The sequence below is a fragment of the Streptomyces sp. MI02-7b genome, from assembly GCF_033793585.1.
Taxonomy (GTDB): domain Bacteria; phylum Actinomycetota; class Actinomycetes; order Streptomycetales; family Streptomycetaceae; genus Actinacidiphila.
This window is the reverse complement of record NZ_JARAWX010000011.1, coordinates 195,234-215,451: the sequence shown is the minus strand read 5'-3', so window position 1 is coordinate 215,451 and position 20,218 is coordinate 195,234. Positions and strand designations below refer to the sequence as shown.

Here is a 20,218-nt window from a genome sequence, read left to right as displayed (position 1 = left end):
ACCACGAGATCGCGGGGGCGGCCGGACGCCGGACGCCGCCCGGAAAGGTGCGGTGTGGAGCCCACGAGGACGGCCGCCAGGGCGGCGAGCGGCAGACGCGACCAGATCCTGCAGGAGGCCGCGCGGCTCTTCGCCGAACGCGGGTTCCACGGCGTCGGTGTGGACGAGATAGGGGCCGCCTGCGGCATCAGCGGCCCGGGCCTGTACCGGCACTTCGCGGGCAAGGACGCGATGCTGGCCGAGCTGCTCGTCGGCATCAGCGGCCGGCTGCACGCGGCCGGCCGGATGCGCGTCGCCGAGGCGGGCGACCCCGCGGCCGCGCTGGACGCGCTGGTCCAGGGCCACATCGACTTCGCCCTGGACGACCGGGCGCTGATCATCCTGCACGACCGGGAGCTGGACCGGCTGCGCGAGTCCGACCGCAAGCTGGTGCGCCAGCTGCAGCGCCAGTACGTCGAGCAGTGGGTCACCGTCGTCCGCCAGGTCCACCCGGGGGCCGCGGAGGCCGAGGCGCGGGCGGCCGTGCACGCCGTCTTCGGGCTGCTCAATTCCACGCCCCACCTCGGTCCGCACGGCGGGCTTCCGGGACGGGCGGCGACCGCCGTGCTGCTGCACCGGCTGGCCCTGGGCGCCTTTGCGGCTCTGGACAGTCCGCGCGACCGGGAAGTAACTTACTGAGCGCTTGCTTATTCACGCTCGGTCTGCAGAGGAGGCGCCAAGTGCGTCGCACGGTATTCAACGAGGACCACGAGGCGTTCCGGGAGACCGTCCGGGACTTCATCGCCCGCGAGGTCGTCCCGGTCTACTCCCAGTGGGAGGAGGCCGGCTACCCGCCCCGCGAGTTCTACAACCGCCTCGGCGAGCTGGGCATCTTCGGCATCGAGGTGCCGGAGGAGTACGGCGGCGCCGGTGTCACGAGCTGGAAGTTCAGCGCCGTGGTGACCGAGGAGACCGCCCGCGCCGGCGTCAGCTTCGGCAGCAGCGGCGTGCACACCGGCCTGGTGCTCCCGTACCTCCTGGAGTTCGCCGGCGAGGAGCAGAAGAAGCGCTGGCTGCCGGACTTCATCAGCGGCGACATGATGACGGCCATCGCCATGACCGAGCCGGGCACCGGCTCCGACCTGGCCGGCATGACCACCAACGCCAAGCTCTCCGAGGACGGCACCCACTACGTCCTCAACGGCGCCAAGACCTTCATCACCGGCGGTGTCGTCGCCGACCGCGTGCTCGTGGTCTGCCGCACCGCGCCCGCCACCCCGGAGGACCGCCGCGGCGGCTTGTCGATCCTCGTCGTCAACACCAAGAGCGAGGGCTACGCGGTCGGCCGCAAGCTGGAGAAGATCGGCCTGCGCACCTCCGACACCGCGGAGCTGTCCTTCACCGACGTCAAGGTGCCCGTCGAGGACCTGCTCGGCGAGGAGGGCAAGGCCTTCTCCTACCTGGCCCACAACCTGCCGGTCGAGCGCCTCGCCATCGCGGTGGGCTCCTACGCGCAGGCCGACGCCGCCGTCCGCTTCGCCACCCAGTACGTGCGCGACCGCAAGGTCTTCGGCAAGGCCGTCGCCGAGTTCCAGAACACCAAGTTCGTGCTCGCCGAGTGCGCCTCGGACGTGGACGCCATGCAGGCCGTCGTCGACCGCGCGCTGGAGGCCCACGAGCAGGGCGACTTCACCGCCGCCGACGCCGCGCGTGCCAAGCTGTTCTGCACCGAGACGGCGGCCAAGGTCATCGACCGCTGCCTCCAGCTGCACGGCGGCTACGGCTACATGCTGGAGTACCCGATCGCCCGCCTGTACGCGGACAACCGCGTGCACCGCATCTACGGCGGCACCAGCGAGGTCATGAAGTCGATCATCGCCAAGTCGATGGGCCTGTGACCGAGCGGTCCGCCGCCCGGCCCGAGAGAGCACCGTGACCAACGCAAGTCTGCAGTCCCTGCTCGATCTGCTCGACCTCGAGCGGATCGAGCAGGACATGTTCCGCGGCACCAGCCGCTGGGCCGTCGTCCCCCGCGTCTTCGGCGGCCAGGTCGCCGCCCAGGCGCTGGTGGCGGCCGGGCGCACCGTGCCCGAAGGGCGCGACGCGCACTCCCTGCACGCGTACTTCCTGCGCATGGGCGACCCCGGCGCGCCGATCGTCTACCAGGTCGACCGCATACGCGACGGCCGCTCCTTCACCACCCGGCGCGTCGTGGCGGTGCAGCACGGGCAGCCGATCTTCCACCTCTCCGCGTCCTTCCAGACGTACGAGGAAGGCCTGGAGCACCAGGAGCCGATGCCGGCCGCCCCGGACCCGGAGACCCTGCCCACCGGCGAGGAACTGCTGCGGTCGCACGCCGACCGCTTCCCCGACCCCACGGTGGTGGACCGCCTCCTGGAGGCGCGTGCCGCCGTGGACCTGCGCTACGTGGACGACCCGCCGTTCCTCGCCCATGAGCGCGGTCCGCGCGAGGCCCGCTCCCAGGTGTGGTTCCGCACCGACGGCAAGCTCGCTGACGACCCGCTGCTGCACGTCTGCCTGGCCACCTATGTGTCGGACATGACACTGCTGGACTCCGTGCTGCTGGCGCACGGACGCGGCGGCTGGGCGCTCGGCGACGTGGTGGGGGCGAGCCTGGACCACGCCATGTGGTTCCACCGGCCGTTCCGTGCGGACGAGTGGCTGCTGTACGACCAGCAGAGCCCGTCCGCCTCAGGCGGCCGCGGGCTCGGCACCGCCCGCATCTACACCCGGGACGGACGGCTGGCCGTCTCCGTCATCCAGGAGGGCCTGGTCCGGATCCCGCGCACGTCCTGGTCCCGGCGGTGAGGCGGAGCCCGCACCATGGAGCCGCTCTCCGGCCTGCCCCATGGTGAAGGACACCGCTGGGCGTCGTCGGGACGGGCGTCAGGCCGGGCGGTTCAGGCCGGCGGCGTCCAGCAGGTAGCCGGTCATCGGGTCGTAGAAGCGCGGGTCGGTGACGTGGTCGTCGAGCGGGACGGTGACGGAGACGGTGCCCTCGGCCTCGGCGAGGAAGAGCGCCGGGTCGTTGCAGTCGGCGAAGCCGATCGCGGTGATGCCGCGCTGCCCGGCGCATCCCGCCCAGCCGTGGTCGGCGACCACCAGGTCGGGCAGCGGCAGGTCCTGCGCGGCCAGCGCGTCCAGGACCGCCGCCATGGGGGCGGGGGAGTGGGTGTGCCACAGGGTGGCGCCGCGCTCCAGCATCGTCACGTCGCAGAACTGGAAGACCCCGCCCTCCTCCGTGGACAGGCCGCCGGGGACGGCCATCACCTCGCAGCCGGCGGCGCGCAGCGCGGCGGCCAGTGTGCGGTGGACGTCCAGCAGGCCGCCGGGGTGGCCGGTGGCGAACAGCACGCGCTGCCCGTCCTCCACGGCCTTGGAGAGCACGCGGGCGGCCCGCTCGAGAGCGCTGATGGTGAGCTCCGGATCGATGGTGTCCTGCCCGGAACGGAACTCCGGGTCGGCCACGACGCCGCAGCGCTCGGCCATGACCGCGAGCACGGCCTCCTCGTCCGTCCATCGGTCGCCGAGTTCCAGGCCGAGCCAGTAGTGGCGGTCGCCCGCGGCGAGCCGGCCGTAGTGGGAGCGGTTGTTCTCGCGGGGGGTGGCGACGTCGCCCGCTATGCGCGTGGCGACGAGGTGGTCGGCGAGTTCCTGGCGGGAGGGCACGGTGAGATGGGGCAGCATGCCCTCATTCTCCCGTGCCGTCGAAGCTCCGTGCGGCCGGGATGCGATCGACGCCGAGGCGTGACCTCCTGCCGGGGCGTCAGGAATCCGGGGGCGCGGGCCGTCCCCGGGCGTTCCGTTCACAGCCAGCGCAGCGCGAACCACAGCTCCATACGCACGTCCGGGTCGTCGGGATCGACGTCCAGCGCGGTGGCGGCGCGGCCGATCCGCTGCCGCACGGTGTTGCGGTGCACGCCCAGGGCGACGGAGGCGCGGTCCCAGCTGCCGTGCAGCCCGATCCAGGTGCGCAGCGTCTCCAGCAGGGCGGGGGAGCCGGCGAGGGGAGCCAGTACCTCGCGCGCCCGCGCCCTGGCGTCGTCCGGGGCGACCAGGTCCGCCATCCCGCCGTCCGCGCCCCGGTGCCGCACCAGTGCGCTGCGGCCCGCGACGGCCCGCCGCGCCGCGCCCGCCGCCTGGCGGTCGCCCTCGTCCAGCGCGGCGGCGGACACCGGGGCGCTCACTCCGAGCGTCCAGCCGGGCTGCGCCGCGACCTCGCGGTCCGCGGGCAGCAGCAGGCGTACCGCCTCGCCCCCGGGATCCAGCAGGGCGGTGCCCAGGGCGGAGCCGAGTGCGGCGGCCGCGGCCTGGTCGGCGGGCGCGCCGCGGCGCAGGGCGTGCACGACGAGCCACGGCCCGTCCGGTCCCAGCAGGGCGGTGGCCTCCTCCGGCGCCGCGCCGAGCAGCAGGCGCACCAGTGCGGCCGACCGTGCGGCCTCCGGCGCCCCCAGGTGCGGCCCGGTGAGCAGGGACAGCAGGACGGCCGCCACATTGGCCACCGCGTGGTCGGCCGGGTCGGGGTGCGAGGAGGCCAGGACGAGGGCCGGCCGCTCACCGGGGCCCCCGCCGGCCAGGGCGTAGGCGGACAGCCGTGTCCCGCCGTATATGTCGGTGGCCGAGGACGGCGGACGGGCGGAGGCGGCGGGGCCGACCACGCGGGCCAGCCGGTGGGCCGCCTCGCGGCTTCCCGGGTCCGGCGCGGTGCCGGCGGTGTACACCTCCGAGCCGTCCGGTGCGACGAGCGCCGCCCAGGCGTCGAGCCGCCGGGCCAGCCGGCGCAGCACGGCCGGGACGGGGTCGGGGCGGGCGGCCGCCGCGGCGAGCGCCTGCTGCGCCTCCGTCACGTGCCGCAGCTCACGGGTCCGCGCCTCGCCCATGGCCTGCCAGACGGCGCGGGCCACGGCCGTGAACGGGGTGCGCGGCGGCACCTCCACCAGCGGCAGCCCGTGGCGGTCGCAGGCCTCGGCCAGTGCCGCCGGGATCTTGTCGTGGACCGGGGCGAGGCCGAAGCCCAGCGCGGCGGCGCCGGCCTCCACGGTGCGGGCGACGTACCGGTCCAGATAGGGCCCGGCGTCGGCCCCGGCGGCGAAGTGCACCCCCGCGGTGAGCAGCAGTTCGCCGCCGAGGAGATAGGGGACGGGGTCCTCCATCTCGCTGGTGTGCACCCACTGGACGCGCACATCCGCCTGTGCCGCCGGCGGTCCGGCCACTTGGCGCAGCCCGAGGTCGGGCAGGGCCAGCAGCGCGGACAGCGGGATCTGGGGCGTGAGCGGCACGAGGTCCTGCCGCGGGGACGTCATGTGCGTTCCCTCCATTCGGACCGGCTCATATGGAGGAAACGTACACTTAAGGGTCCCTTCGCGGCCACCTAGTGTCGCCACAGGCGGACGGCGGCCGGGCCGGATGTGTGCGGCAGGTTCCCGCCCGGGGCGTGAACGGACCGTTGCGGCCGGATCATTGACAAAGCGACCAGAACGCATCAAGCGGATGAAAGCAGGCAGTCACCCATGAGCAGCAGCGCACCGCGCGGTCCCGTCGACTCCTCCCGTACCCCGCGCTACGCCGGGCCCGCCACCTTCGCGCGGCTGCCGCGCCTCGACGAGGTGGGCAGCACCGACGTCGCCGTGGTCGGTGTCCCCTTCGACGCGGGCGTGTCCTACCGCCCCGGCGCCCGCTTCGGCGGCAACGCGATCCGCGAGGCCTCGCGCCTCCTGCGCCCCTACAACCCGGCGCAGGACGCCTCGCCCTTCGCGCTCGCCCAGGTCGCGGACGCCGGTGACATCGCCGCCAACCCGTTCGACATCAACGCGGCCGTCGAGACCGTCCAGGCCGCCGCCGACGACCTGCTCGACACCGGCGCCCGCCTGATGACCCTCGGCGGCGACCACACCATCTCCCTGCCGCTGCTGCGCGCCATGGCCCGCAAGCACGGCCCCGTCGCGCTGCTGCATTTCGACGCGCACCTCGACACCTGGGACACCTACTTCGGCGCCGAGTACACCCACGGCACCCCCTTCCGCCGCGCCGTCGAGGAGGGCATCCTCGACACCTCCGCGCTCTCCCACGTCGGCACGCGCGGCCCGCTCTACGGCAAGCAGGACCTCACCGACGACGAGAAGATGGGCTTCGGCATCGTCACCTCGGCCGACGTCTACCGGCGCGGCGCCGACGAGGTCGCCCAGCAGCTGCGCGAGCGCATCGGCGACCGCCCCCTGTACATCTCCGTGGACATCGACGTCCTCGACCCCGCCCACGCCCCCGGCACCGGCACCCCCGAGGCCGGCGGCATCACCTCCCGCGAGCTGCTGGAGATCCTGCGCGGTCTGGCGTCCTGCCGGCTGATCTCCGCCGACGTCGTCGAGGTCGCCCCCGCGTACGACCACGCCGAGATCACCAGCGTCGCCGCCTCCCACACCGCGTACGAGCTCACCACGATCATGACCCGGCAGATCGCGGCCGACCGCGCGTGAACCACAGGAACGGAGGCGACCTGGTCACCGAGTCCCTGTCGGCGCTCGGTGCGACCACCGTCTTCGGTCTGCCCGGGCAGCACGCGCTCGGCGCCTTCGACGCCCTGCGGCGCTCGACGCTGGAGTACGTCGGCCTGCGCGTCGAGAACAACGCGGGCTTCGCGGCCGACGCGTACGCCCGCGTCACCGGCAGACCCGCCCCGCTGCTGGTCTCCACCGGACCCGGCTCGCTGATGACGCTCGCCGCGCTCCAGGAGTCGGCCGCCGCGTCGGTGCCGGTCGTGGCCGTCGGCAGCCAGGTGCCGGTCGCCGGTCTCGGCGGCGGCCGCCACGGCCACCTGCACGAACTGACCGACCAGCAGGCGTCGTTCCGCGACATCGTCAAGTCCGTGCACACCGTGCGCACCGCCTCCCAAATCCCCTCGGCCCTCGCCGCGGCCTGGGAGGCGGCGCTCACCGCGCCCTGCGGGCCGGTGTGGGTGGAGATCCCGCAGGACGTGCTGCTCGCGCCGGTCACCGTCCCGCCGGTCGCGGCGCTGGCGGTCGATCCCAGGCCGCCGCGCCCGCGTCCGGAGCTGATCGCGGAGGCGGCCGCGCTGCTCTCGCGCGCCGAACGGCCGGTCGTCCTGGCCGGCGGCGGTGTGGTCCGCTCCGGTGCGGGCGCCGAACTCCTCGCGCTCGCCGAGAAGCTGGACGCCCCGGTGGCCTGCACCTTCGGCGGCAAGGGCGGCTTTCCCTGGGAGCACCCGCTGTCGCTGCGCAGCTGGCTGGAGGACCGGCACACCACCGACTTCCTGGAGGCCGCCGACGTCCTGCTGGTGGTCGGCTCCGGACTCGGCGAACTCTCCTCGAACTACCACACGTTCCGTCCACGCGGCCGGGTGATCCAGATCGAGGCCGATCTCGGCAAGCTGGAGTCCAACCACCCGGCCCTCGGCATCCACGCCGACGCCCGCCTCGCCCTGGGTGCCCTCGCCGAGGCCGCCGGCGAGCGGCGCGACCCGCGGGCGGCCCCGGCGGTGGCCGGGGTGCTGGAGCGGATCAGGGCGCGCCTGGACGGTCAGGACCTCGGCCTGGAACAGCGTGTGCTGGCCGCCGTGCGGGACGCCCTCCCCGGGGACGCGCCCAGCTTCTGGGACATGACGATCCTGGCCTACTGGGCGTGGTCGGCGTGGCCCGGCGCGATGCACTCCGCCCAGGGCGCGGGCGGCCTCGGCTACGGCTTCCCCTCCGCACTGGGCGCGGCCACCGCGGACCGCACCCGGCCGGTGCTGGCCGTCTCGGGCGACGGCGGCGCCATGTACTCGATCGCCGAACTCGCCACGGCCCGGCAGTACGACCTGCCCGTCACCTGGCTCGTCGTGGACGACGGCGGCTACGGCATCCTGCGCGAGTACATGACCGACGCCTTCGGCGAGGCCACCGCGACCGACCTGGCCCGGCCCGACTTCGCCGCCCTGGCCGAGTCCTTCGGCGTCCCCGGCGTCCGTACGACCCCCGAGCGGCTGCGCGACGACCTCGCCGACGCGCTGGCCGCCCCCGGGCCCTCGGTGGTGGTCCTCCCGGCACTGCTGCGGATGTTCGCGCCGACGCACCGGTAGGCGGAGCCGGTCACGCGGCCGCACGCCCCGCGGGTGCAGCCGCGCCGCCGCTGTCGGCCGGTCACCGGCGGCCGACAGCGGTCGGTCGCGGAGAGTCCGCCGGGACCGACCGCTGTCGGACCTTCGACGTAGCTTTGTTTCGGGAGGATGAAATCCGCACATCGGGGCGTTGTGATCCTCCGGCGGAGAAGAACCGACGAGAGGACCGTGGTGGCGGCGAAGGACGACGAGGGAAAGAGCGGCGGAGCCGGGCCGGGATGGTTGCGCCGGCTGACGGGTTACACCTGGCGGTACCGGCGGAACGTCCTGCTCGCACTCGGCTCGTCGCTCGGCGGCATGGCGGTGATGGCCCTGGTGCCGCTCGTGCCGAAGATCATCATCGATGACGTGATCGTCAAGCACGACAAGCCGCTCGCGCCCTGGGCGGCCGTGCTGATAGCCGCCGCCGTCGTGGTCTACGTACTGACCTTCGTGCGGCGCTTCTACGGCGGCCGGCTTGCCCTCGACGTGCAGCACGACATGCGCACGGAGATGTTCCACTCGCTCACCCGGCTCGACGGCGTGCGCCAGGACGAACTCAACACCGGCCAGGTCGTCGGCCGGGCCACCAGCGACCTCCAGCTCATCCAGGGCCTGCTCTTCATGGCCCCGATGATGATCGGCAACGTCCTGCTGTTCGTGATGTCGCTCGTCGTCATGCTCGTGCTCTCGCCCCTGCTGACGGTGATCGCCCTGGCCGTCGCCCCCGCCCTGTGGTTCCTGGCCGACCGCAGCCGCAGGACGCTGTTCCCCGCCACCTGGTACGCCCAGGGGCAGGCGGCGGCGGTCGCCGGCATCGTGGACGGCTCGGTCACGGGCGTCCGCGTGGTCAAGGGCTTCGGCCAGGAGCAGCAGGAGATGTCCAAGATGCGCGCGGTCAGCGAGCGGCTGTTCGCGGGCCGGCTGCGCACGATCCGCCTCACCGCGCGCTACAGCCCGGCGCTGCAGGCCGTCCCCTCGCTCGGCCAGGTCGGCATGCTCGCGCTGGGCGGCTGGATGGCGGTGCGCGGCCAGATCACGCTCGGCACCTTCGTCGCCTTCTCCACCTATCTCGCGCAGCTCACCGGCCCGGTGCGGATGCTCACCGTGATGCTCACCGTCGGCCAGCAGGCCCGGGCCGGCGTCGAGCGTGTCACCGAACTCATCGACACGCGGCCCAGCCTGCGGGAAGGCTCAGGGGAACTGCCCCGCGAGGCGGCGGCCACCGTCGAGTTCGACCACGTCAGCTTCGGCTACGACCCGGCCCGCCCGGTGCTGGACGACTTCTCCCTCAGCGTCGCCCCCGGCGAGACCGTGGCGGTGGTCGGCGCCTCGGGCAGCGGCAAGTCCACCGTCTCGCTGCTGCTGCCGCGCTTCTACGACGTCACGGGCGGCGCGGTGCGCGTCGGCGGTGAGGACGTGCGCGAGCTGACCTTCGACTCGCTGCGCGACGCCATAGGCCTCGTGCCCGAGGACAGCTTCCTGTTCTCCGACACCGTGCGCGCCAACATCGCCTACGGCCACCCCGACGCCACCGACGAGCAGGTCCTCGCCGCGACCCGGCACGCGCAGGCCCACGGGTTCATCTCGGCCCTTCCCCAGGGCTACGACACCGTGGTCGGCGAACAGGGCCTGACCCTGTCCGGCGGCCAGCGCCAGCGCGTGGCCCTCGCCCGCGCGATCCTCACCGACCCCCGGCTGCTCGTCCTGGACGACGCTACCTCGGCGGTCGACGCCCGCGTCGAGGCCGAGATCCACGACGCCCTGCGCGAGGTCATGGCGGGCCGCACCACGCTGCTGATCGCGCACCGCCGGTCCACCCTCGCGCTCGCCGACCGCATCGCCGTCCTGGAGGCCGGACGGCTGGTCGACATCGGCACCCACGAGGAACTGCAGGAGCGGTGCGCGCTGTACCGCCGGCTGCTGACCGACCCCGACGAGCTCGGCGCCGACGTCGTGACCCACGACCCGGCCGGCGAGATCGCGGCCGCCGCGTCCCCGTGGCCGGGGGAGGGCGCGATCACCGGCCTGCTCGACCGCCCCGACCACCCTGACCGTCCTGCCGTCCCCGACGTGCCGCCGGCCGGCGGCGTCACCCCCGAGCTGTGGCCCGAGGACCGCCGCCACCGCGACGAGACGACCGACCGCAGGAGCGCGGTGCCCGCCGGGGCCGCCGCCCGCGGCGGCCCCGGCGGCATGGCCTCGGCCATGGCCGGCATGCCCGCCACGCCCGAACTCCTCGCCCAGGTCGCCGCGCTGCCGCCCGCCGACGACGTCCCGGACATCGACGAGAAGGCCGCCGCGGACGTCGACAAGGACTTCGGCCTGCGCAGCATGCTGCGCGGCTTCCGCGGCCCGCTGCTGTTCAGCCTGCTGCTGGTCGCCGTGGACGCGCTCGCGGGACTGCTGCTGCCGGTCCTGATCCGGCACGGCATCGACTCCGGCGTCCGGCAGACCGCGCTCGGCGCGGTCTGGGCGGCCTCGCTGCTCGGCCTCGCCGTCGTCGCCGCGCAGTGGGCCGCGCAGTGGGGCTCCACCCGCCTGACCGGCCGCACCGGCGAGCGGGTGCTCTACACGCTCCGCGTGAAGATCTTCGCGCATCTGCACCGGCTCGGGCTCGACTACTACGAGCGCGAGCTGAGCGGCCGGATCATGACCCGGATGACCACCGACGTCGACGCCCTGTCGACGTTCCTGCAGACCGGCCTGGTCACCGCGCTGGTCAGCCTGCTCACCTTCGTCGGCATCTTCGTCGCGCTCCTTGCCATCGATGTCGAGCTGGCCCTGATCGTCTTCGCCACGCTGCCCGTGCTGCTGGTGGCCACCTGGGTGTTCCGCCGCAGGTCGGTCAAGGCGTACGAACTGGCCCGCGAGCGGGTCAGCGTCGTCAACGCCGACCTGCAGGAGCACGTCGCCGGGCTCCGGGTCGTGCAGGCCTTCCGCGGCGAGCGCGGCGGAGCGAAGCGGTTCGCGGGCCGCAGCGACGCCTACCGCCAGGCGCGGGTGCGCGGCCAGTGGCTGATCTCCGTGTACTTCCCCTTCGTGCAGTTGCTGTCCAGCGTGGCCGCCGCCCTGGTGCTGATCGTGGGCGCGCACCGGATCGGCGCGGGCACCCTCACCGCCGGTGCCCTGGTGGCGTACCTGCTCTACATCGATCTGTTCTTCTCCCCCGTGCAGCAGCTCTCCCAGGTCTTCGACGGCTACCAGCAGGCGTCGGTGTCCCTGGGCCGCATCCGCGAGCTGCTGCGCACCCCGACGACGACCCCGCCCGCCCGGGCACCGCGCGAGGTGGGCCGGCTGCGCGGCGAGATCGCCTTCCGCGACGTGCACTTCCGCTACGCCGAGGACGCCGCCGAGGCGCTGGCCGGCGTCGAACTGCGGATCCCCGCCGGGCAGACGGTCGCCTTCGTCGGCGAGACCGGCGCGGGCAAGTCCACCCTGGTCAAGATGGTCGCCCGGTTCTACGACCCCACCTCGGGCGCGGTGCTCGTCGACGGCGAGGACATCCGCGAACTCGACCTGACCGGCTACCGGCAGCGGCTCGGCGTCGTCCCGCAGGAGGCGTACCTCTTCGAGGGCACGGTCCGCGACGCCATCGCCTACGGGCGCATGGACGCCACCGACGCCGAGGTGGAGGCCGCCGCGCGCGCTGTCGGCGCCCACGAGATGATCGCCACCCTCGACGGCGGCTATCTGCACACCGTCTCCGAGCGCGGGCGCAACCTCTCCGCCGGACAGCGTCAGCTGATCGCCCTGGCCCGCGCCGAACTGGTCGACCCGGACGTGCTGTTGCTCGACGAGGCGACCGCCGCCCTGGACCTGGCCACCGAGGCCCTGGTCAACCAGGCCGCCGACCGGCTCGCGGTGCGCCGCACCACCTTGGTGGTGGCCCACCGGCTGACCACCGCCGCCCGCGCCGACCGGGTCGTCGTCATGGACCACGGCCGGGTGGTCGAGGACGGCACGCACGAGCAACTCCTGGCCGCCGACGGCCGGTACGCCGCGCTGTGGCGCACCTTCGTCGGCGAGGACGAGAGCAGCGAGGCCGTGGCCTGACCCCCGCGCGGGCGGCCCGCGCCGGTCGTCGACCCCGCCCGCCCGTACGAACGCGGCCCGGACCCCTGTGGTCCGGGCCGCGTTCTGCTGTCAACGCCCCCTGGCGGCAGGCGAGTTCCCCCTCATAGGTTCACGGGGACGTCCGTCGACCCCGAAGGAGGGGGCATGCGCACCGCGCTCAGATGGCTGCTCGCGCTCATGCTGCTCATCGGCACCGTCGGTGGCCCGGTCGCCACCGCGACCGCCGGCGAGCCCGGCATCCCCGACATCAAGGACCGCATCCTGGCGATACCCGGGATGAGCCTCATCGAGGAGAAGCCGGTCACCGGCTACCGCTTCCTCGTCCTGAACTACACCCAGCCGGTCGACCACCGGCATCCGTCCCGGGGCACCTTCCAGCAGCGGATCACCGTGCTGCACAAGTCCGAGGACCGGCCGACCGTCTTCTACACCTCCGGCTACGGCCTCTCCACGACACCCTCGCGCCGTGAGCCGACGCAGATCGTCGACGGCAACCAGGTCTCCATGGAGTACCGGTTCTTCACCCCGTCCCGCCCCGAGCCCGCCGACTGGTCCAGGCTCGACATCTGGCAGGCCGCCAGTGACCAGCACCGCATCTACCGCGCCCTGCGGACCATCTACTCCCGGCACTGGCTCGCCACCGGTGCCAGCAAGGGCGGGATGACGGCCACCTACTACCGCCGCTTCTACCCGCACGACATGGCCGGCACGGTCGCCTATGTGGCCCCCAACGACGTGGTGAACGACGAGGACTCGGCGTACACCCGCTTCTTCCGGACCGTGGGCACCGCCGACTGCCGGGCGCGCCTGAACGCCGTGCAGCGCGAGGCGCTGGTGCGCCGCGACGAGATCGTGGCCCGCTACCAGAAGTACGCCGACGACAACGGACTGACCTTCACCACCGTGGGCAGCGCGGACAAGGCCTACGAGAACGTCGTCCTCGACCTGGTGTGGGCGTTCTGGCAGTACCACCTGGCGTCCGAGTGCGCGGACGTCCCCGCGCCGAGCGCGTCCACCGACGCGATCTACTCCTTCGTCGACAGCGTCTCCGGTTTCGACTTCTACACCGACCAGGGCCTGGAGTACTACACGCCGTACTACTACCAGGCCGGCACCGAACTCGGCGCGCCCACCTTCGCCACCCCGCACCTGAAGGGCCTGCTGCGCTATCCGGGCATCTACCAGCCGCGCTCGTACGTGCCGCGGTCCATCCCGATGCGCTTCCGCCCCGACGCGATGCGCGACGTCGACCGCTGGGTGCGGTACCACGCCGACCGCATGCTCTTCGTCTACGGGCAGAACGATCCCTGGGGCGCCGAGCCCTTCCGCCCGGGCAGGGGCACGCACGACGCCTACGTGATGTGGGCGCCCGGCGCGAACCACGGCGCGGTGATCGGCGCACTGGGCGCGGCCGACAAGGCGAAGGCCACCGCCGAGGTGCTCCAGTGGGCCGGGGTCGCCCCCGCCGCCGTCACGGCCGACCCCGGCAGGGCGAAGCCGCTGGCCGCGTACGACGCGCGGCTCGACCGGCGCACCGGCGCAGAGAACGGCACGCTGCGGCCCTGACCGGCGCGCGCGTCACAGCCGGCGGGCGCACCCCACGCCCGCCGGCCCGCCGCCCACCCGGACGTACAGCACCGTGTCCTTCGGGCAGGCGGCCCGGGTGGAGGCCAGTCGGACCACCCGGTACTGCGGCTTGTGCGCCCCGGAGCCGTCGCAGTTGGTCTCCTTCACCTCGTGGTGCCGTGAGGTGTACACGCAGTCGCCCGCGATGGTGCGCGGTCCGCCGCCCTCGCCCGGGTCGCCCGGGTGGGGGGCCATCAGATTGCGCATGCAGGCGTAGCCCTGCGGCTGGGCGGCGCTGACGGTCAGGAGGAAGTCGGTGGTCGCGGGGCAGCGGTCGCCGGGCCGTGCGGCGTCCTTCGACGACGGCGACGGCGAGGCGGGCAGCAGCCCGTACAGGCGGGTGACCACACGGGCCAGGGCGGCCGGGTCGTCACAGGGGATCTCGCGGTAGGAGCCGACCGGGTCGCTGGTCGCGCACTCGTCCTGGGCGAGGAAGACCCCGTCCTGCGTGGTCGGCGTGGTGCTCGGGCCGGCGGCGCTGCTGCCGGTCCCGCCGGGGCTCGGCGTGCAGGACGCCAGCAGCACGGCGAGCAGCCATGCCGCGCCCAGCAGCTGCCCCGAGATCGTCTGAATGCGCACGGCGGCCCCCCACCACTTCCCCCGGGCGACGTGCCCCCTTTGGGGAGGATAGGGGGTCGGGACCGGTTCCGGGAGGGGCCGCCGTGCGCGCTCCATCTCAGTACCCCAGACCCCACCCGACGGGATAGAGGTCGCGCGTCGGTTCGTCCGCCCGGACCACCGCCACCGGCAGCTTCCCGCCCGGCCGTACGCGGCCCGCCAGCACCCGTGCCGCCGCCCGCATGGACACGTCCGTCCACCCGTAGGTGGCGAGTGCCGCCGCCGTCCCGTCCAGCCGCGCGACGTCGTACGGGTTGCGGATCGCGATCTGCACCACCGGCACACCGGTGGCTGCCAGCGCCCGCACCAGGGCGATCTGCCGGTCCGTGGCGGCGGTGACGTTGTACGTGGCCACGACCACCGCGTCGGTGCCGCGCGCCGCGGCCACCGCCGCGTCGATCGCCGCCTGGCCGGGCGCGGTCCCGGTGGACAGCGCCTGGGCCCGGTGCCCGAGCGCGGTGAGCGCGGCCGCCAGCACGGCGGTGGGCGGCCCTCCGGTGCCCGACGGCGCCGCCGGATCGGCGCCGACGACCAGCAGGCGGCGCCGGGCGGGGAGCGGCAGCGTGCCGTTGTTGGCCAGCAGCGTGACCGTGCCGTCGGTGATCCGGTCCGCGGCGGCCAGGTGGGCGCGGGTGCCGACGACCCGGTCCACGCCGCGGTGGGTGACGTAGGGGTGGTCCAGCAGGCCCCTGCGCTCCTTGAGGGTCAGGATGCGCACCAGCGACTGATCGATGCGTTCCTCGGTCAGCTCGCCGGAGCGCACCGCGGCCAGCACGCCCTGCCACGCGGTCTCCAGCAGAGGCGGGTTGAGCAGTTGGTCGACACCCGCCTTGAGGGCGAGCACGGGGACGCGGTCGTCCCCGTACTTCTGGCGCACGCCCTCCATGCCGAGGGCGTCGGTGACCACCACGCCGTCATAACCCATCTCCTCGCGGAGAATGCCGGTGAGGATCGGCCGGGACAGTGTCGCGGGGTCGCCGGAGTCGTCGAGCGCCGGCACCAGGATGTGCGCGGTCATGATCGAGTCGATGCCGGCGGCGACGGCGGCCCGGAACGGCGGCGCGTCCAGGCGCCGCCACTCCTCCAGGGAGTGCGCGATGACCGGCAGTTCGAAGTGGCTGTCGGTGCCGGTGTCGCCGTGCCCGGGGAAGTGCTTGGCGGTGGCGACGACCCCGGTCCCCTGGTAACCCGCCACCTGGGCGGCCACGAGCGAGGCCACGGCCTTGGGGTCGGCGCCGAAGGACCGTACGCCGATGACCGGGTTGGCGGGGTTGACGTTGACGTCGGCGACCGGCGCGTAGTCCTGGTTGATGCCCATGGCCGCCAGCTCGGCTCCCGCGACGGCGGCCGCGGTGCGGGCGTCGCGCACGCTCCCGGCGGCGCCGAGCGCCATCCCGCCCGGGAAGAGCGTGGCGGGCGAGCCGACGCGGGTGACCGCGCCGTGCTCCTGGTCGGTGGAGATCAGCAGGGGGATGCGGGAGGCGCGCTGGATCCCGTTGGACAGGTCGGCGATCTGGTGCGGGTCACGGGTGTTGTGGGCCCACGCGAAGTAGATGATGCCGCCGACGTGGTACTTGGCGATGAGCTCGGCGGCGTTGGAGACACCGATCTCGGCCTGATTGGCCGCCACGTCGGCGGGGTCGGGCGCGGTGGCCGAATGGCCGTACACCCGCATCACGAAGAGCTGGCCGATCTTCTCCTCGATGCTCATCCGGTCGATGATCGCGCGGACGCGTCTGCGGTCGTGCGCCGCGGCCGCGCTCGCGGTGCCCGGGGTGCCGACGGCGAGGGCGGTGGAGGCGGCCGCGGCGGCGCCGAGGACGGCACGGCGGGACGGACGGGGAGGGCTGTGCATGACGGACTCCTTCCGGCAGGAGGAGACGGGACATGTCGAAGGCGGGGTTGAAAGAAACCTTCAAGCAGACACGCTTAGCCGGAAAGTTATTGTCAGTCAATGAGGCGGGCACGCTCCGGCACCAAGGAGGACGCCACCGCGAGGACCGCGGTCCAGTGCTGCGCCTGGATGCAGCGGATCGTCTCGTCCCCGGTCGTGGCCGCCGACACGCCCTGCCGGCTGATCATCAGCCAGGCGTCGGTGGGCCGGCAGCCGGTCAGCGAAAAGGCGAAGCGCCGCTCGCCCGGCCGGGACGGGCGCGCCGCCAGCTGACCGCGCACGGTCCTGGCGTCCTTGGGCGACAGCCGGGCGAGGAAGGCGTCGAGCTGCCGGCCCGAGGTCACCTCGGCGTTCCGCGCGCCGCGCGCGGGCTCCCCGCCGTCCAGCCGGGCGAAGGCCACGGTCCGGCCCGGACCGGCCGGGTCGGGCTGCGGGTTCTGTTCCTGGGCGAAGCGCGGATGCGCGGGCATCCGGTCGCGGGGCACCTCGAAGACGGTGACGACCTGATGGGCCGCGAAGCACTCGCGCGGCGGGGGCGGCTGGTCGATCCCGAGCACCAGCCGGTCGCCGCTGCGGAAGAGCAGCGCGTCCGTCGCGGCGCTGCAGCCGGTCGTGCGGTTCCAGGCGACCAGCACATTCCGCGAGAAGTCCGTGGCGGCGGCCCGCTTGGCGATCTCGGCGCCCACCGCGGGATCGGACGCGGCGAACCAGCCCGGGAACCGGGACAGATCGCGTTCGTCGTGCAGCACCGTGTGCAGCGCCGGGGCCCGGACCGCCGAGGAGAAGTACACCCGGCGCGAGGCGATCCCGCCCTGACGGGGCGTCGAGGGCGAGACGGACACAGAGGGGGAGGGGGAGGCGGGGGGCTTGGGGTCGGACGTCGGCGAGACGATGCCGGACGACGCGGGGCCGCCACCGGTGCTGTCGGAGGGGGGCGCACCGGTGGCGGACTGCTGCCGGCCGCAGGCGGCGGAGAGGGTTGTCAGCGACGCAGCCAGCAGCGTGACCGACACCGCCTTGCGGAGACTCATCAGCAGCACGTGGGTTGGACGGGACGCGGCCCGGAACGGTTCCCTGCGTGTGGAGGACATCCGCCTATGGTCGGGCACCCACCTGCGGGTAGTGAGCCCGCAACACGCGGACGGTCTCACTGATGGCCGGACGTCGTGACGCTCCCGTGCGCCACAAGGCGTACAGCCGCCGCACCGGCGCCGGCTCCAGCGGCATCACGGCCACGCCCGCGGGCACCGGCCCGCGCCCGAGCCGGGGCACGAGCGCGATCCCCATTCCGGCGGCCACCAGTTCCAGCTGCGTCTGGTACTCGGCGACCTGGAAGGCGAGGTCGGGCTCGCTGCCCAGTTCCCGCAGGGTCCGCATCAGCCATTCGTGGCAGACGTGCCCCGGCGGCTGGCAGATCCACCGCTGATCGGTCAGGTCCTCGCGCGCCAGCGGGCCCCGGGCCGCCAGCGGATGCCCGGCGGGCACCAGGATGTCGCAGCGGTCCTCGCCGATCACCACCCGCTCCAGCCCCTCGGGGGCGGGCAGGGGCGCGATGTCCCAGTCGTGCACCACGGCCAGGTCGACCACGCCGCGCGCCACCAGGTCGACGGCCCGGTGCGCGCCCTCCTCCAGCATCCGCAGCTCCAGCGACGGGTGGGCGGCGGCCAGTTCGGCGAGCACGCCGGGCATCAGCCCGCGCGCGGCGGTGGGGAAGGCCGCCGCCGTCAGCCGCCCGGTCGGCTTGCCGCGCCGCTCCTCCAGGGCGACCTCCGCGCGCTCGACGATGGTCATCAGCTCCTGAGCCGTCTCGGCCAGCAGCTGTGCCGCCTCGGTCAGCGCCACCCCGCGGCCCTGCCGCTCCAGCAGTGTGGTGCGGGTCTCCCGCTCGAGCTTCGTGATCTGCTGCGAGACCGCGGAGGCGGTGTAGCCGAGGGCGGTCGCCGCCGCGCCGACGGAGCCGTGCACATGCACCGCGTGCAGTGCCCGCAACCGGGCCAGGTCCAGCATCCGTCCACCTCGTCGTTCAGGAATTCCGCATCGGTACGCGCAGCGACAGGCGCTTTCGCTGAAGAGTCGCTGGTGCCGAAGGATACGGCGGCCGGTGCGGGGCCGGTGTGACCGGCGCCTCCCGCCCGGGTCGCCCGGACCGCCGGCGGCGGGTGGGTCAAGCCGATTCGCCGAGCAGCCCCAGCAGATGGGAGCGGCCCCGTGACAGCAGCTCCGGAAGCGCCCGCACCTGCGGGTACCAGCGGCGCTCGTACTCCCAGCACAGCCAGCCGTCCCAGCCGGCCCGGCTGAGCACCTCCACCGTCCCGGCGAGCGGCACCGTGCCGTGACCGAGCGGGACCGGGGTGGTGTCCTGCGCCGAGGAGACGTCCTTGACCTGGACGTAGCCCAGGTACGGCGCCAGCACCGGGTAGGTGTACTCGGGCTGCTCCCCGGCGAGCCACGGATGCAGTACGTCCCAGAGGGCGCCCGTGCTGTGATGGCCCACAAGGCCGAGGACCCGGGCCACGTCCGCGCCGGTGCGGTGCGAGTCGTGGGTCTCCAGCAGTAGACGTACGCCCAGGTCCGCCGCCTCCGGCGCCACGGCGGCCAGGCGGCCGGCCGCGCGGGTGTCCGCGGCGTCCGGGGCCGACCCGTTCCCCGCGCCCGGGAACACCCGCAGGTGCGGTGCCCCGAGGCCGGCGGCGAGCCGCACGTGGTCGCGCAGTGCGCGCAGCACGGGTTCGTCCTCGCCCGGCGCGGCCACCTGCACGTAGGAGGCGACCGCGACGATCCCGACCCCCGCGGAGCGGAACTCCCCGCGCACCGAGGCCCGCTCGCGCTCCGTCAGGCCCGCGTGCACCGGCTCGTCGTGACCGGCCCGCAGCTCCACGCCGTGCCAGCCGTGCTCGGCCGCCAGCCGGGCCACGTCCGCCATGGGCAGCCCGGGCACGCCGAGGGTCGAGAACGCGAGCTTCACTTTCCGGACGTTACAGCACCATTCGCCAGTCCTGCCCGACGAGATCCTTGCCGAAGCTGTGGTGCGGCTTCTGTCCGACCAGCTCGAATCCGGCCGCCTGGTAGATCCGGCGGGCCGAGGTCAGCACGTCGTTCGTCCACAGCACCAGCTCGCGCCGGCCGGTCTCGCGGGCGAAGAGCACACAGGCGTCGACCAGGGCCCGGCCGATGCCGTGGCCGCGCGCCGCGGGGTCCACCAGCAGCAGGCGCAGCCGGGCCGTGCCGGGGTCCTCGTCGCGCACGCAGAAGACGCAGCCGGCCCGTTCGCCGTCCAGTTCGGCGATCCACGCGCGCTCGTGGCCGTCGGCGACGATCCGGGCGACGAGCGTCTCGTACTCGGCGTTCCAGCCGAACTCCTCGGCGTAGACCTCCGCGTTGCGCTGCACCACCCAGCCGAGATCGCCCGGACGCAGCCCGCGCAGCAGGACCCGCCCCGCTTCCGGTGCGGAGGCGGCCGCGGAGGCGCCGCCGAGGACCTCGCGGACCGTGCGCATGGCGCCGGTCAGCCGCGCGCGGTCGCGCGGGGCCAGGCCGCCGACCAGGGCCGAGACCGCGTCCCGCGAACGCTCCTCCAGCAGCCCGGCCGCCGCGCGGCCGTCCGGTGTCAGGTCCACCCGCTGCCGCCGGGCGTCCCGCTCCGAGAGGGTCCGGGTGACCAGCCCCCGCTGCTCGAAGGCGGCGAGCATGCGGCTGAGCTGCCCGGCGTCCACGGACAGCGCCGCCCGCAGGTCGGCGGCGTCGAGCCCGTCGGCGTGGGCGAGTTCGTACAGGACGCGGGCCTCGGTGAGCGTGTACGGGGTGTGCAGATGGCGGCTGTAGTCCAGCGCCCCGATGAGATTGGTGTAGAAGCGGTTGAACGCCCTGATCTCCTGAACGGTCACGGTGCCGGCACCCCTCCCGGGAAAATC

At 73.9% G+C, this 20,218-nt stretch carries 15 protein-coding genes; 7 read left to right on the top strand and 8 right to left on the bottom strand.

Features of this window, described 5'->3' with window-relative positions; all coding sequences use genetic code 11:
• The first annotated feature begins 54 nt into the window (after positions 1 to 54).
• From PV364_RS20315 to PV364_RS20305, 3 genes are all read left to right on the top strand, one after another.
• Positions 55 to 678 (top strand): TetR/AcrR family transcriptional regulator, encoded by a 624-nt coding sequence (locus PV364_RS20315; RefSeq protein ID WP_319661518.1) that lies wholly within the window; start codon positions 55 to 57, stop codon positions 676 to 678.
• A 41-nt stretch (positions 679 to 719) separates the two neighbouring features.
• Complete coding sequence (locus PV364_RS20310; protein ID WP_319661517.1) at positions 720 to 1,877, top strand: acyl-CoA dehydrogenase family protein; 1,158 nt, start codon at positions 720 to 722, stop codon at positions 1,875 to 1,877.
• A 97-nt stretch (positions 1,878 to 1,974) separates the two neighbouring features.
• Positions 1,975 to 2,808 carry an acyl-CoA thioesterase II gene (locus PV364_RS20305; RefSeq protein ID WP_319661590.1) on the top strand — a complete coding sequence of 278 codons (834 nt, stop codon included), beginning with the start codon at positions 1,975 to 1,977 and terminating at the stop codon, positions 2,806 to 2,808.
• A gap of 78 nt (positions 2,809 to 2,886) precedes the next feature.
• Here the strand turns inward: PV364_RS20305 and PV364_RS20300 are convergent, their stop codons facing one another.
• Together PV364_RS20300 and PV364_RS20295 are read right to left on the bottom strand one after the other, a co-directional pair.
• Complete coding sequence (locus tag PV364_RS20300; protein WP_319661516.1) at positions 2,887 to 3,687, bottom strand: phosphatase; 801 nt, start codon at positions 3,685 to 3,687, stop codon at positions 2,887 to 2,889.
• Between the two features lie 119 nt (positions 3,688 to 3,806).
• Positions 3,807 to 5,303, bottom strand: coding sequence for a PucR family transcriptional regulator (locus tag PV364_RS20295; RefSeq protein ID WP_319661515.1), 1,497 nt, complete (start codon positions 5,301 to 5,303; stop codon positions 3,807 to 3,809).
• Positions 5,304 to 5,510: 207 nt separating this feature from the next.
• On the opposite strand from PV364_RS20295, the gene speB reads away from it, so the two are divergent.
• From speB to PV364_RS20275, 4 genes are all read left to right on the top strand, one after another.
• Positions 5,511 to 6,473 carry an agmatinase gene (gene speB, locus PV364_RS20290; RefSeq protein WP_319661514.1) on the top strand — a complete coding sequence of 321 codons (963 nt, stop codon included), beginning with the start codon at positions 5,511 to 5,513 and terminating at the stop codon, positions 6,471 to 6,473.
• A complete protein-coding gene (locus PV364_RS20285; RefSeq protein ID WP_319661513.1) occupies positions 6,470 to 8,074 on the top strand; it encodes a thiamine pyrophosphate-binding protein in 1,605 nt (534 codons plus the stop codon). The genes speB and PV364_RS20285 overlap by 4 nt, the downstream gene beginning before the upstream one ends.
• 210 nt (positions 8,075 to 8,284) lie before the next feature.
• A complete protein-coding gene (locus PV364_RS20280) occupies positions 8,285 to 12,148 on the top strand; it encodes an ABC transporter ATP-binding protein (protein ID WP_319661589.1) in 3,864 nt (1,287 codons plus the stop codon).
• A gap of 165 nt (positions 12,149 to 12,313) precedes the next feature.
• On the top strand, positions 12,314 to 13,735 hold the full coding sequence (locus PV364_RS20275) for a S28 family serine protease (protein WP_319661511.1): 1,422 nt from the start codon (positions 12,314 to 12,316) through the stop codon (positions 13,733 to 13,735).
• Between the two features lie 12 nt (positions 13,736 to 13,747).
• Here PV364_RS20275 and PV364_RS20270 read toward each other — a convergent pair whose 3' ends face one another.
• The 6 genes from PV364_RS20270 to PV364_RS20245 all read right to left on the bottom strand — a co-directional run bounded on the left by PV364_RS20270 (position 13,748) and on the right by PV364_RS20245 (position 20,191).
• Positions 13,748 to 14,374, bottom strand: coding sequence for a hypothetical protein (locus PV364_RS20270; protein ID WP_319661510.1), 627 nt, complete (start codon positions 14,372 to 14,374; stop codon positions 13,748 to 13,750).
• 97 nt (positions 14,375 to 14,471) lie between these two features.
• Positions 14,472 to 16,268 carry a glycoside hydrolase family 3 protein gene (locus tag PV364_RS20265; protein WP_319661509.1) on the bottom strand — a complete coding sequence of 599 codons (1,797 nt, stop codon included), beginning with the start codon at positions 16,266 to 16,268 and terminating at the stop codon, positions 14,472 to 14,474.
• Between the two features lie 92 nt (positions 16,269 to 16,360).
• On the bottom strand, positions 16,361 to 17,398 hold the full coding sequence (locus PV364_RS20260; protein ID WP_319661508.1) for a hypothetical protein: 1,038 nt from the start codon (positions 17,396 to 17,398) through the stop codon (positions 16,361 to 16,363).
• 4 nt (positions 17,399 to 17,402) lie between these two features.
• On the bottom strand, positions 17,403 to 18,314 hold the full coding sequence (locus PV364_RS20255; protein ID WP_319661506.1) for a LysR family transcriptional regulator: 912 nt from the start codon (positions 18,312 to 18,314) through the stop codon (positions 17,403 to 17,405).
• Between the two features lie 157 nt (positions 18,315 to 18,471).
• Positions 18,472 to 19,272, bottom strand: coding sequence for a sugar phosphate isomerase/epimerase (locus PV364_RS20250; protein ID WP_319661505.1), 801 nt, complete (start codon positions 19,270 to 19,272; stop codon positions 18,472 to 18,474).
• 10 nt (positions 19,273 to 19,282) lie between these two features.
• Positions 19,283 to 20,191: a bifunctional helix-turn-helix transcriptional regulator/GNAT family N-acetyltransferase gene (locus PV364_RS20245; protein WP_319661504.1), complete on the bottom strand. Its 909-nt coding sequence runs from the start codon at positions 20,189 to 20,191 to the stop codon at positions 19,283 to 19,285.
• Between the last annotated feature and the right edge of the window lie 27 nt (positions 20,192 to 20,218).